Annotated in this window: 10 protein-coding genes; 2 read left to right on the top strand and 8 right to left on the bottom strand. The window is 39.8% G+C overall.

The annotated features are described in order from the left end of the window. The first annotated feature begins 21 nt into the window (after positions 1-21). Positions 22-2,229: a two-component system response regulator gene (locus tag AC5NT5_RS15415; protein WP_182671469.1), complete on the top strand. Its 2,208-nt coding sequence runs from the start codon at positions 22-24 to the stop codon at positions 2,227-2,229. Positions 2,230-2,299: 70 nt separating this feature from the next. Here AC5NT5_RS15415 and AC5NT5_RS15420 read toward each other — a convergent pair whose 3' ends face one another. Next, positions 2,300-3,547 (bottom strand): glutamate-5-semialdehyde dehydrogenase, encoded by a 1,248-nt coding sequence (locus AC5NT5_RS15420; protein ID WP_182675618.1) that lies wholly within the window; start codon positions 3,545-3,547, stop codon positions 2,300-2,302. Next, positions 3,544-4,650 (bottom strand): glutamate 5-kinase, encoded by a 1,107-nt coding sequence (gene proB / locus AC5NT5_RS15425; RefSeq protein WP_002957876.1) that lies wholly within the window; start codon positions 4,648-4,650, stop codon positions 3,544-3,546. The genes AC5NT5_RS15420 and proB overlap by 4 nt, the downstream gene beginning before the upstream one ends. 869 nt (positions 4,651-5,519) lie before the next feature. Between proB and AC5NT5_RS15430 the strand changes: the two genes are divergently transcribed. Next, complete coding sequence (locus tag AC5NT5_RS15430; protein ID WP_002957877.1) at positions 5,520-7,367, top strand: cation:proton antiporter; 1,848 nt, start codon at positions 5,520-5,522, stop codon at positions 7,365-7,367. A 69-nt stretch (positions 7,368-7,436) separates the two neighbouring features. On the opposite strand, the gene AC5NT5_RS15435 is transcribed toward AC5NT5_RS15430, so the two are convergent. The 6 genes from AC5NT5_RS15435 to hfq all read right to left on the bottom strand — a co-directional run bounded on the left by AC5NT5_RS15435 (position 7,437) and on the right by hfq (position 13,437). After that, positions 7,437-8,075, bottom strand: a complete 639-nt coding sequence (locus AC5NT5_RS15435; RefSeq protein WP_182675617.1) for a tetratricopeptide repeat protein — start codon at positions 8,073-8,075, stop codon at positions 7,437-7,439. Between the two features lie 111 nt (positions 8,076-8,186). Continuing rightward, on the bottom strand, positions 8,187-9,500 hold the full coding sequence (locus AC5NT5_RS15440) for an adenylosuccinate synthase (RefSeq protein WP_024597266.1): 1,314 nt from the start codon (positions 9,498-9,500) through the stop codon (positions 8,187-8,189). A gap of 214 nt (positions 9,501-9,714) precedes the next feature. After that, positions 9,715-10,593 (bottom strand): protease modulator HflC, encoded by an 879-nt coding sequence (gene hflC, locus AC5NT5_RS15445; RefSeq protein ID WP_002957880.1) that lies wholly within the window; start codon positions 10,591-10,593, stop codon positions 9,715-9,717. A 5-nt stretch (positions 10,594-10,598) separates the two neighbouring features. Next, positions 10,599-11,768: an FtsH protease activity modulator HflK gene (gene hflK / locus AC5NT5_RS15450; RefSeq protein ID WP_002957881.1), complete on the bottom strand. Its 1,170-nt coding sequence runs from the start codon at positions 11,766-11,768 to the stop codon at positions 10,599-10,601. 100 nt (positions 11,769-11,868) lie between these two features. Further along, positions 11,869-13,158 carry a ribosome rescue GTPase HflX gene (hflX, locus tag AC5NT5_RS15455; protein ID WP_494513839.1) on the bottom strand — a complete coding sequence of 430 codons (1,290 nt, stop codon included), beginning with the start codon at positions 13,156-13,158 and terminating at the stop codon, positions 11,869-11,871. 15 nt (positions 13,159-13,173) lie between these two features. Next, positions 13,174-13,437 (bottom strand): RNA chaperone Hfq, encoded by a 264-nt coding sequence (gene hfq, locus AC5NT5_RS15460; protein WP_002957883.1) that lies wholly within the window; start codon positions 13,435-13,437, stop codon positions 13,174-13,176. Positions 13,438-13,479: the final 42 nt, after the last annotated feature.

A 13,479-nucleotide genomic window follows, 5' to 3' on the forward strand; every position in this document is an offset into this window, starting at 1 on the left:
GAACGCAGAGAAGGACAGATAGTGCATTCAAATTACCTCGCAAACAATAATGGATTAACCACAGAACAAAAGCATAAACCTTTAATTCTTATTGTTGATGACGAACCTAGTAATTTACACGTATTAGTAGAAGGACTTTTAACTGACTACGATGTACGTATTTCTACTAGTGGTGAGCAGGCTTTGATCTTTATTGAGTCAACTCGGCCTGACTTGATTTTATTAGACATAATGATGCCCGGCATGGACGGCTACGAAGTATGTAATATACTCAAAGCGAAACAAAATACCAAAGGGATCCCTGTCATATTTGTAACAGCGCTTACAGAAGAAGAGTCTGAAGAAAAAGGCTTTGCAATGGGCGCAATTGATTACATACATAAGCCTTATAAACTAGCTCTAGTTAGAGCGCGTATTCGTACACACATTACAGCGCAAGGCATGCTAGACAGGTTAATAGAAAAAAACTTTGATCTGCACGACAAGCTACTCGAAATAGAGTCTCTTGCGAAAGAGCTTAGCCAGCGAGAAGAAGAATTAAGAGAACTCTCATCAAAACAAAAATTATTTTATCAAGCCCTAACGGGAACTGCCGATGGTGTTGTTATTACCGATAGTAACGGCAAAATTATTGCGGTAAACCCTTCATTTTGTCGTATAACCGGTTACTGTGAATCAGACTCACTACAAATGCAGTTGCACGATATTAAACAAAATAACCATCCTAGCATTAGCTTTGACCAAGTATGGGAACATGCAAATCAAGCAGGCTATTGGAGTGGAGAACTTGTAACCAGACGAAAAAATGGCGAACTTTATCCAGAGCTACTAACTCTCAGTTTGGTTAAAGGCGATCAAGATACTAACGTTCACTATATTGGTGTATTCAGTGATATTTCGAGCGTTAAAGTAACCCAAGAAAGAATTCATTACCTTACATGGCATGATGAACTTACAGGTTTACCCAACCGAAATGGGTTTTTAAAGCAGTTAGAGCAACAACTTCAAGTTTGTAGTACCGAAAATAGTTATGCCTATATTTATATTATTGATATAGACAGCTTCCACTCAATCAATGATGGATTAGGCTTACTCGCTGGCGATAATATTTTAAAAGAATTAACTAAACGAATTCATTCTAAGGTGAGTAAAAAAGATGTTATTGCTCGCTTAGGCAGTGATGAGTTTGCAGTACTGTGTACAGTTGAAAAAGGTGTGGGCAGAGCTAGAGCTCAAGCAATGGCTGAAAATAAAGCCCAAGAGCTACTTGCAAGTGTAAACCATCCATTTGTCGTTGCTGAGCAAGACGTTAGCTTAACAGTAAGTATTGGCACCTATATTTTTCCACGAGAAGATCAATGGGAAAGTGCTATTGAGACTATTCGTAACTGTGAAGCGGCCTGTTACAAAGCAAAAGAGAAAGGCGGCAATAGAGTTACCTTTTTTGATACTTCATTTGGCGAGCAAGCAAAACGCCGTTTTGAAATAGAACAAGATTTACGTAAAGCTATTTCTAATAACGAGTTATCGCTATATTTACAATCCCAATTTGATCGAAACCAAACCCTTAAGGGCGCTGAGGTTCTATTAAGATGGGAGCATCCTCAAAAAGGCTTTATTAGCCCTGGTGAGTTTATATCTATAGCTGAAGAGTCAGATATAATTTACGATTTAGATTGCTGGGTAACATCAAATGCACTTGAAATACTAACGCAACTTGGTAAAACTCACCCTGAGTTAAACTTATCAATTAATATAAGTGGCAGGCACTTTCATGAAGCGCGTTTTTTAAACTTTATTAGCCAACAGATAAAGCAACATAACATTAATCCTCAACAACTCACTATTGAGATAATTGAAGGTACATTGCTTAATCATATGGAAGCGGCTATTGAAGCTGTTCACTTTCTCAAGAAGTTAGGTATTAGAGTATCAATTGATGACTTTGGTACTGGATATTCGAGCTTAACCTACCTAAAACAGTTACCAATACAAGAACTTAAAATTGATCGTTCTTTTGTTTTAGAGGCTCCTACCGATAACAACGATAAACTAATTATTGATATGATTGTAAGCTTAGGTCGTTTATTTGAACTCGAGATAGTTGCTGAAGGCGTAGAGAACCAGTCCCACTTTGATTTACTACAGGAGTATCCTGAGGTTATTCTGCAAGGCTATTATTTACACAGGCCTGAACCCGCCAGTGATTGGTTTAAAAAGTTAAAGTAACTGTAGCGTAATTTAAACTAAAAAGCCGAGCATGAATATGCTCGGCTTTTTATGGACTTAATTTTTGCGGTTACTCGCGAACTTGGCCAACTCCATTAACTAAATACTTTTCGGTCGTTAGTGACTCGAGGCCCATAGGACCGTATGCATGTAGCTTGGAAGTAGCTATTCCAATCTCTGCACCTAGGCCCAATTGTGAGCCATCAGAAAAACGAGACGATGCGTTAACCATTACTACAGAAGCATCAACACTACGTTGGAATAACTCTGCAGCAGCTTCATTTTTAGTACAAATTACTTCTGTATGGTTTGATCCAAACTGTGCAATGTGTTCAACCGCTGCCGTAAAGTTTGGTACAACGCGAATAGCGATTTCTAGGTCTAGATATTCTTCACCAAATTCGTTATCGGCTAACACAGTTGCATTATCAAAATATTTAGCTGCAAAGCTGTCAGCATTTATTTTTACACCTTCCTGGCGTAATACAACTGCACACAGATTTAAAAACTCATCTGCCACATCTTGATGCACAACTAAACCTTCTAGTGCATTACAAACACCAGTACGCTGCGTTTTACCGTTAAGCAGTAAGTTAAGCGCAATTTCTAGGTCGGCATCTTTATCTACATATAGATGACAAACGCCTTTGTAATGCTGAATTACTGGGATCGTGCTGTTTTCAGTAACAAAGTTAATTAAACCCTCGCCGCCGCGTGGAATGATTAAATCAATGCTTTCACGTTGCTGCATTAGTTCCATTAGTAGCGCACGGTCTGGATCTGGAATCACTGAAATAAGTGATACCGGTAAGTTGTGCTTCTCAAGTACGCTGTGCATTACACTTGCGATAGCTTGTGAACTTCTAAGTGCTTCTTTGCCGCCACGTAAAATTACGCCATTACCTGATTTAAAGCATAATGCACCAGCGTCTGCTGTCACATTCGGGCGTGCTTCGTAAATCATACATACAACGCCAAGAGGTACTCGCATTTTGCGAATTTTAATACCATTTGGGCGCTCAGTAATATCACGCAGCTGACCAACAGGATCATCAAGGCTTACGATTACTTCAATACCTTCTGCCATTGCTTCAATACGCTCATCGTTTAACGTTAAGCGGTCGATCATTGAGGCTGCTAAGTTATTGTCGCGTGCTGCGCTTAAATCACTTTCATTTTCTTTTATTATAAATGCTTTGTGCTCTCTTAGTGCCGCTGCCATTTCAACTAATACTTGGTTTTTAGTCTCGGTATCGAGTAAAGCAAGTGTATGTGCAGCTTTAGCTGCCTGACGTGAAATGTCCGTAATTAAACTCATGACTTCTCCAATAATGCGATATGTTTTTCAGATATAACTGGTCCAATTGAATCCTGCATTTTTTCGCTGAATTCACTCTGTTCGTTGTCTGCAATAAAGTTTAACAAACAGCTACTATAATTTGCGGTCGCTTTAGCTAAACGCGTACCGTCTTCACTACGTACTAAAATGGTATCACCCACGGCAAATTCACCGTGAACTTCCATGATTTCGTCACCACGAATACATCCACTTTCACCTTCAAGAGATTCATCAAATGATCCATCAACAACAACTTCACCTTGCTCATTTGCTGTATGTGTCATCCAATGAATAGAGTCCTGCATCGGTTTTTCGTACGGTAAAAATACACTACCTGGGTTTTCTCCAGCTAGCAGTTTTGTAAATGTTTCTTCTTTAAAGCCATTTATAATATAAGTCGCTATACCATGTGACGTTGCTTTTTCTGCCGCTTCTATTTTAGTTTTCATACCACCAGTACCTACCGCACTTGTAGCACATCCTGCCATAGCATAAATAGATTCATCAATTGATTTTATTTCAGGCAGTAACACCGCATCATCATGTAAGTTAGGGTTTTTATCATATAGCCCATCAACGTCTGAGAATATTAATAAAGCATCGGCATCGGCAGCTGCTGCGACCATTGCTGATAAGTTATCGTTGTCACCTACTCGTAAATCGTCGGTGGTTACTGCATCGTTTTCATTAATGATAGGAAGTACACCATGTTCAAGTAAAGTGAACACGGTTTCACGGATGCTCTGGTAACGCTCGCGGTCACGTAAATCGCCATGCGTTAATAATAGCTGCGCAGATGGAAAGTCAAAAAAGCGGTCCCACATGGCAATCATTTCTGTTTGACCCGCTGCCGCCATTGCTTTTTTCATTACCACAGAGCGTGGTTTGTCTGATGGGAATAAATGTGCGCCAGCAGCTACAGAACCCGATGATACTAAAATCACTTCGATTCCACGGGCACGACAACGAACAATGAACTGTGCGATGGTTAATATGTAACGCGAACGGCAGCCATCTTGATCTGGTGCAATTAATGCACTACCTACTTTAAGTACGATACGTCGCCAATTTAACTTTTGCATAAATGCTCAACTTTCCATTTTATCTGCGCTCACCTTAATTAGACGAGCTAAAACTAAGTAGCTAGGTTTAAAACATAGCTTCGAATTTGTCTTTCATTTAGGCAACACTTTTTTACACACACGCGAAAACCATATCTAAAACAATAAGCTTAGATTTAAGGTTAAGTATAAAGTAGCAACAACCCAATAATATCGAGCAGCACTAATCAAAAAATTTAAAAGTGTTGTTTATGCATCGCTGTAAAAAGCTGTGTGTGGCTTTTTTATTAACAACATACATAGAGCCTCTAAAGTCTGATACACCAACAGATAGGGTGAAGACCAAAGGACCGAGATTTAACCGCCACGATGGGGGTTAAACATTGAAAGTAATAGTTCAACTCAAACCTTTATTTACTTAAATAATTAAATAAACTTGTTTAGCAAAACCATACCAAGAGTTCGGCAAATGAAATTTTGTAGTGTTCGAATACTAGTAACACCAATAATACATGATTATAAAGATTAAAAATGACGTTAAGATTAACAAACCACTTTTACTTCCAATAAACTTCATTAGATAACTAATTATTAGAACACGAAGCATATTACACTAAATACCCCTCAAAAATCAAGGTTAAAATTCGAGCGAAGCTAATTCCTCCTCGTTTGTGGTGTTAGATTGTTATTAAAATTCAACCAATTAAACAATTAATACAGCCTAAAATAAGGCGGCTTAACACGCGCAAAATAATTTAAGCCTACTAATCTTCTATAAGCAGCTAAAATTGATTAGTAATATTTTAATTTCCCGTGTATACCCCTGTATTAATAATTAACAAAAGTTATACTTTCTAAACAAACCGTCATAAATAAGGAATTCTTAATCTATGTCAGCAATTTACATAGCCGGTATCGCACTTTGCTCTGTGCTTGCCCAATGGGTCGCGTGGGCTTTTAGAGTGCCCGCTATTCTTTTCTTATTGCTTACTGGTCTTTTACTTGGGCCATTTAGTGGTGTTTTAGACCCTGATGCATTGTTAGGTGATTTACTGTTTCCAGTTGTATCACTAAGTGTTGCCATCATTTTATTTGAAGGATCCTTAACTCTGCATTTCAGAGAGCTAAAAGGAATCGGAAAAGTTGTAAGAAACCTTTGCTCCATCGGCATGCTTACTACCTGTATTATTATTAGCCTCAGCGCCTATTGGTTGCTTGAACTTAATTGGCGTGTAGCTGCGGTATTAGGTGCAGTGCTAGTTGTAACAGGCCCTACTGTTATAGCACCGCTATTAAACTCAATGCGCCCAACACAAGACATTGACCGCATACTTCGATGGGAAGGTATTGTAATAGACCCGATCGGCGCATTATTCGCTGTATTAGTATTTGAAGCCGTAATGCTGGTAGGCCAAGGCGAAGTATTTAGCCACACCATTATTGCTTTAGTTAAAACCCTAGGTGTTGGATTAAGTATTGGTGTTGCTGCTGGTTGGTTAACAACACTATTAATGCGCCGCGAGTGGCTACCATTTGAATTACATAAGTTTGGTATATTGGCATTAGTACTCATTAGTTTTTCTGTATCAAACTATTTAAGCCATGAATCAGGCCTATTAGCAGTGACTGTATTTGGTATTTGGCTTGCTAACCAAGACGATTTAGAAATAGATTCTGTACTTGAGTTCAAAGAAGACTTGTCGATGATATTAATATCAACGCTGTTTATTTTACTTGCAGCACGCTTACAGCTCTCTGATTTAATGATGCTCGACAGCGATGTATTTATATTTTTAGCTATCGTGCTTTTTGTTGCTCGGCCACTGTGTATTGCTATTTCGACCTTTGGTACTGACTTACCAATGAAGTCTCGTTTGGTACTTGCCTGGATAGCTCCACGCGGTATAGTCGCCGCAGCCGTTGGGTCGGTATTTGCGCTTAGCATGATGGAGTCTGGTGTTGCGGATGCTGAAAAAATGGTACCTCTTATATTTACAGTAATTATAATTACCGTTGTACTACAGAGCTTAACCGCCATCCCTGTTGCCAAGCTATTAGGCGTACGCCAACCATCGCCAAATACAATATTAATTATTGGTGCAAACCATGTATCGCGTGCAATCGGCCGAGGCTTACAAGAACAAAACATTCCGGTTCACCTGTCAGATCCTGCATGGGAAAACTGCAGAATGGCACGTATGGATGGTTTAGCTTGTTATTATGGTAACCCGCAATCAGAGCATGCTGAACGCTACTTACCTCTAACAACGATTCGTAGTGTATTAGCATTATCGCCAAATCGTCATCATAATGCGTTAGGTGTTCAATACTTTTCTCATTTACTTAATGAAAAAAATGTATTTTCGCTACGCTCATCAACGTCGCATGCAAAAGCAAATAAAGACAGCGCAACGTTTTTATCTAGACAAATACTGTTTGGAGACGAAGGCTCGTATGCACGTTTAAGCAGTATTATAGCTAAAGGCGGTAAGGTTAGTTCAACACGTATCTCGGATGAGTTTAGCTGGGAACAATACTTAGAAATGAACCCTGAGGCTATCCCTTTATTTATTCTCAAAGGTGATAAAGACAGTGATGACGATACACCAATTAAGCTAAGACCGTTTACAATCAACATGGAAAAACCGCCGCAAGAAGGCGAACGCGTTGTTGCATTACAGCCGCCTAAAATGTCAGTTTTAAAAGACCCGCAAACAAAGGCTAAAGAAGACAGTTAAATACTTTTACAGTCTGTAAAAACTAAAAAACCCTAACTTAAAAAGTTAGGGTTTTGTTTTTAACAGCCATTAAATAGGAAGGCGAGCTCGAGCAACCACACTATCTGGCATTTTTTGCGCTAACTTAGTCAGCGCTCGCTCAATTTTTCTATGAGTCGCTTTATCTGCCACCATAGAATTAAATAGCCAACGATAGGCATCTTCAAAATCACGCGGGCTGCCATAACCATCATTAAATAATTTAACTAAACGTAGTTGTGCTTTTAAATTGCCTTGCGACGAGGCTTCACGCAAATACGTAATTGCCATTGCTTTATCTTGCTGAACTAAGCGACCAGTGTCATAGTATCGTCCCAATTGCTCTAGCGCTGCCGCTAAGCCTTGCTCAGCTGCTTTTCGCATGTAATACACACCTAACTCTACATTGCGATCAACGCACACGTTATAAGCCAGCATATCGCCGTATAAAAATTGATAAGACGGCAATGCCATTTTATTGGCTCGTGCTTCTATATCTTGCACCAACTGGCAATCATCTGCCTTTACGCGCGCTAAATGCGTATTTTTATTTATTAACGCAATTAGCTCTGATTCTGTATACAGCGGCACAGCAGCAGGGCTTTCTGTAGCTAAGCTGTTGGTTGCTATAAATAAAGACAGCGGTATTAACGAAAGCCTTAGTACGCAATTATGATTAAATAAACGCATGTTCACCACTTATATAAATAAACTTATTAAATAATATACAAAGATCGTTCCAAGGTGAATTTTAGACATAAAAAAAGCTGCACGAAGCAGCTTTTTTTAATCTAATGGTAATTACGCAAACGGATTGCGAAGCACCATAGTTTCTACACGGTCAGGACCTGTAGAAATAATATCAATTGGAACACCCGTAATTTCTTCAATACGTTTGATGTAGTCAATCGCAGCTTTTGGTAAACCGTCAAGACTCGTTACACCAACAGTGTTTTCTGACCAACCTGGCATTTCTTCGTATACTGGTGTTACTTTATCGTAACCTTCAGCCGCTAATGGTGTTACGTTAGTAACTGTGCCATCTTCAAGCTTGTAACCAGTACAGATTTTAAGTGTTTCTAAGCCATCTAAAACATCAAGCTTAGTTAAACAAAAACCTGAAATACTGTTGATTTGAACTGCACGGCGCATAGCCACTGCATCTAACCAACCAGTACGACGAAGTCGACCTGTTGTAGCGCCAAACTCATGGCCTTTATCACCTAGGTGCTTACCAACTGGATCTTGTTTATCAAGACCGTCGTAAAGCTCTGTAGGGAAAGGACCTGAACCAACACGTGTCGTGTACGCTTTAATAATACCTAAAACGTAATCAAGGTTTAATGGACCAAAACCTGCACCAGTCGCAACGCCACCAGCGGTAGTGTTTGAAGATGTTACATAAGGGTAAGTACCGTGATCTATATCAAGTAACGTACCTTGTGCACCTTCAAATAAAATGTTTTCGCCTGCTAAACGCGTTTGATCTAAAAGCTCAGTTACATCTACAACCATTGCTTTTAAGATATCAGCAACAGCCATTGCATCATCGAACGTTTTTTGGAAATCTACAGCATCTACTTTGTAGTAGTTAACTAAAGTGAAGTTGTGGTACTCAAGCACTTCTTTTAATTTAGCTGCAAATACTTCAGGATTAAATAAATCGCCTACGCGTAAACCACGACGTGCTACTTTATCCTCGTACGCAGGACCGATTCCACGGCCAGTTGTACCAATAGGCTTATCGCCACGAGCTGTTTCGCGGGCTACATCTAATGCAACATGGAAAGGCAAGATTAGCGGACATGCTTCACTTATTAAAAGACGCTCGCGTACTGGTACGCCGCGCTCTTCAAGCATGCCAATTTCTCTCATTAGCGCTTCTGGTGATAAAACTACACCATTACCAATCACACATTTAACATTGTCACGTAATACACCCGATGGAATAAGGTGTAGAACCGTCTTTTCACCTTCGATAACTAAAGTATGACCCGCATTGTGGCCACCTTGATAACGAACTACTAAAGATGCTTTGTCTGTAAGGAGATCAACTACCTTACCCTTTCCTTCGTCACCCCATTGGGTGCCTAATACAACAACGTTTTTACCCATCGTAAATTCACTTAGAGAAAATTAGGACGAGATTTTACCAGAAAACTAAAGTAAAGATCACCCCTGTTCAGCTTATTTTTTCTGCGGGCAATTGTTATATCCAAATATTGACCAATAACCACATAAATAACAGTGATTTAACGCACTAGTTTGTATTTAACAAAAAGCCCCGCAAATGCGAGGCTTTTTAACTTTTAAATAATTAACGTAAAGTCTATTGAGCTTTAGCGCCTTTCATATATTGGAAGAAGTCGCTATCTGGTGAAAGCACCATAACATCTTGCTTATCTTTAAAAGTCTTTTTGTAAGCTTCAAGTGAACGTACAAAACTAAAGAACTCAGGGTCTTTGTTATACGCATTAGCATAAATGCCTGCAGCATCAGCATCGCCTTGACCACGTACAGAACGTGCATTACGCTCAGCATCAGCAAGCATTACAGTTACTCGACGGTCAACTCCCGCACGAATAGTCTCTGCTTTTTCCTGACCTTCAGAACGGTGCTCTTTTGCAACCGCAGTACGCTCAGCGCGCATACGTTGGTAAATAGAGCTACTCACTTCTTGTGGTAAGTTGATTTGCTTAACACGTACGTCTAGTACTTCAATACCTAGCTCACGTGCACTTTCAGAAGCTTGTACTAACGCTTCTTCCATCAACTCGCTACGCTCACCTGATACAATTTCGCGAATTGTACGTGTACCAAAGTTTGTACGAAGACCATTGTTTACTTTTTGCTTAAGTAGCGTTTCAGCATATTGCTTATCGCCACGAGCACGTAAGTAAAAAGCACTAAAGTCATTAACGCGCCATTTTACAAACGAATCAACAATTAAGTCTTTTTTCTCGCTAGTAACAAAGCGATCTGGCGCACCATCTAGCGTTTGAATACGTGCATCAATACGACGTACTTGGCTAAAAAATGGTACTTTAAATTGTAGGCCTGGGCCATATACAATCGCTTTATCGTCGCTATCTTTTTGTACTTTACTGAATAACATTACAATTGCTTTTTGCCCTTCAGGTACAACAAATACCGATGAGAAAGACATAACAATGGCAGCTAATAGTATTACTAAACTAAAGTTTTTCATTATGATTATCTCCCATCATTGAAGCGGTCGTTGTTAAAGCGGTCATTGCCACTATTAACAGAGCTATTGCGCGACGTATTAACTTTATTACGTAAGTCTTGAATATCACTTGAACTTGGAAGTGCAACTCGTGTTGCGGTTCCTTGCTTGTCCATGATTTTATCAAGAGGTAAATACATCATGTTATTGCCGCCTTTAACATCAACCAATATTTTAGAACTACTCCCTAACACTTCTTCCATTGCATCAATGTATAAGCGCTCACGAGTAACTTCTTTAGCTGCTTGATATTCAGGTAAAAGCTTTTCAAAGCGAGCTACCTCACCTTGTGCTTCCAATGTAATGCGCTCTTGATAACCTTCCGCTTCTTGAGTCATACGCGTTACTTGACCACGAGCACGCGGTTCAATTTCACGAGCATATGCTTCTGCTTCACGGATGAAACGTTCTTCATCTTCTTGTGCAGCAATTGCATCATCAAATGCATCTTTAACTTCAGTTGGTGGACGAGAGTCTTTAAAGTTCACGTCAGTAACAATTAAACCTAAGTTATATGGTTCGATAATCTTATTAAGCTCATCCCATGTATTTTGACGAACAACCTCACGGCCATTAGTTAATACTTGGTCCATTTTTGCATGGCCCACAACATAACGCAGTGCACTGTCTAGCGCTTCTTCTAAGCTACTATCAGCGTTAGTTACGCTAAATTCATAAAGGTATGGGTCAATAACACGGTATTGCACCTGAAACTCAACGCTCACTACGTTTTCGTCTTCAGTAAGCATAAAACCAGAAGCCGATAATGAACGAACAGCTTCAATATCTACTGGGATTACCGTTTCGATGAAAGTCATTTTCCAACGCAAACCAGGATCAGCAATTCGGTCATATTTACCAAATTGTAGAACCACACCACGCTCGGCTTCTTTAACCGTATAAATACCACTTAACGCCCATACAATAACGGCGATAATAAGTATGAATGAAATACCGGCTCCGCCAAGTCCACCGCCGCTACCATTGCCGGATTTTTTCCCGCCAAATAAGCCGCTGAACTTGTTACTAAACTTGCGGAACACCTCGTCTAAATCAGGTGGGCCTTGATCACGTCCGCCTTTATTATTCCACGGATCTTTGTCATTGCCATTATTACCCGGTTCATTCCAGGCCATAGCTATACTCCATTGTTATCTAAATAAATTAGGAAATTGTGTTAAATCTAACAAATCTACCGCGTTTCTCATACAAAAACCGACATTAAAACATCAATTTTTAATTACGGTTGATAAAACCAGCAATTTCAGGACCAAATTCTTTAATTAAACGATTCCACTCAACCATTGGCATTCTAACATCTAACAGCCGATTACCTTGCTCATCAAATTGCTCTTCATGCACTGCATTTAAGCTGAACAATGCAGCTCTTAAGCGACCATACAATGGCGTAAGAAATAATGTTTCGTTAAACATCTTCTTAGCTAGTAACTCACTGATAGCCTCGCTAAGTAATTCACACCCTTCACCAGTCTGAGCGCTAAGCCATACTCTTATAGGTTGGCCTTCGTCGTCTCGATCAATACGTGGGCTTACGTTATCCAGCGCATCAATTTTATTATAAATTAATAGCTGTGGTACTTCATCGGCCTCAATTTCTTTAAGCACCGATTGTACTTGTTCAATATTTTCTTGCAGACGTGAGTCTGCTGCATCAATTACATGTAACTGCAAATCAGCTTCGCGAGTTTCAGTAAGCGTTGCTTTAAAAGCAGCAACTAAGTCATGTGGTAGGTGACGAATAAAGCCCACTGTATCAGCTAAAATAACAGGGCCAACATCACCTAACTCATGCTTACGTAGAGTCGGGTCAAGCGTGGCAAACAACTGATCGGCCGCGTATACATCTGAATTTGTAATTCGATTAAATAATGTAGATTTACCCGCATTGGTATAACCAACTAATGAAACTGTAGGTATTTCGTTGCGAGTACGAGCTCGCCTACCTTGTTCACGTTGCACTGCTACTTTAGCTAAACGTGCACGAATATTTTGGATACGGGCACGAAGTAATCTTCTGTCAGTTTCAAGTTGAGTTTCACCAGGACCACGTAGACCAATCCCGCCTTTTTGACGTTCAAGGTGAGTCCAGCCTCGAATTAATCGAGTCGACATATGGCGAAGTTGAGCCAATTCAACTTGCAGCTTACCCTCGTGGGTACGTGCGCGTTGGGCAAAAATATCAAGAATTAGCGTCGTTCTATCAAGCACACGACATTGACAAACGCGCTCTAAATTACGCTCTTGTGATGGCCTGAGTTGATGATTAAAAATTACGACATCTGCTTTGTGGATTTTGACAATCTCAGCTATTTCTTCTGCTTTACCGGTACCGACGAATAGTTTCGGATGTGGTGCTTGACGGCTGCCTTGCACAACCGCCAAACTACTAACACCAGCAGAAGATACCAACATTTCTAATTCGTGAAGATCTTCACGATCTCCTTCTTTAGGCAAGTCGATATGAACTAAAATTGCCTGTTCGCCGGATTCATAGCGGTCAAACAAACATTATGCTCCTAATTAAAAGTTTCCAGCTTCTGCCTCTTCAGTGTCATCACTTCCTTGAACTGCTTGGAAGTTAACTGCGCGAGCAGGGACAACTGTAGAAATTGCATGCTTATAAACCATTTGATTTACGGTGTTCTCTAGTAAAATAACAAATTGGTCAAATGACTGAATTTTGCCTTGTAATTTTATGCCATTTACCAAAAAGATTGATACTGGAATGCGCTCACGTCGTAGTGCATTCAAAAATGGGTCTTGTAACGATTGGCCTTTTGCCATGTTATTGTTCCTTCGTTCTAGGTGTTATTATAATTAAGTGGC

This window comes from Pseudoalteromonas sp. J2K-J599 (assembly GCF_059295115.2).

Excerpts from the sequence above, each read along its gene's own strand:
- AC5NT5_RS15420 (WP_182675618.1), bottom strand. The coding sequence starts at position 3,547 with ATGAGTTTAATTACGGACATTTCACGTCAGGCAGCTAAAGCTGCACAT.
- proB (WP_002957876.1), bottom strand. The coding sequence starts at position 4,650 with ATGCAAAAGTTAAATTGGCGACGTATCGTACTTAAAGTAGGTAGTGCA.
- AC5NT5_RS15430 (WP_002957877.1), top strand. The coding sequence starts at position 5,520 with ATGTCAGCAATTTACATAGCCGGTATCGCACTTTGCTCTGTGCTTGCC.
- AC5NT5_RS15435 (WP_182675617.1), bottom strand. The coding sequence starts at position 8,075 with ATGCGTTTATTTAATCATAATTGCGTACTAAGGCTTTCGTTAATACCG.
- AC5NT5_RS15440 (WP_024597266.1), bottom strand. The coding sequence starts at position 9,500 with ATGGGTAAAAACGTTGTTGTATTAGGCACCCAATGGGGTGACGAAGGA.
- hflC (WP_002957880.1), bottom strand. The coding sequence starts at position 10,593 with ATGAAAAACTTTAGTTTAGTAATACTATTAGCTGCCATTGTTATGTCT.
- hflK (WP_002957881.1), bottom strand. The coding sequence starts at position 11,768 with ATGGCCTGGAATGAACCGGGTAATAATGGCAATGACAAAGATCCGTGG.
- hfq (WP_002957883.1), bottom strand. The coding sequence starts at position 13,437 with ATGGCAAAAGGCCAATCGTTACAAGACCCATTTTTGAATGCACTACGA.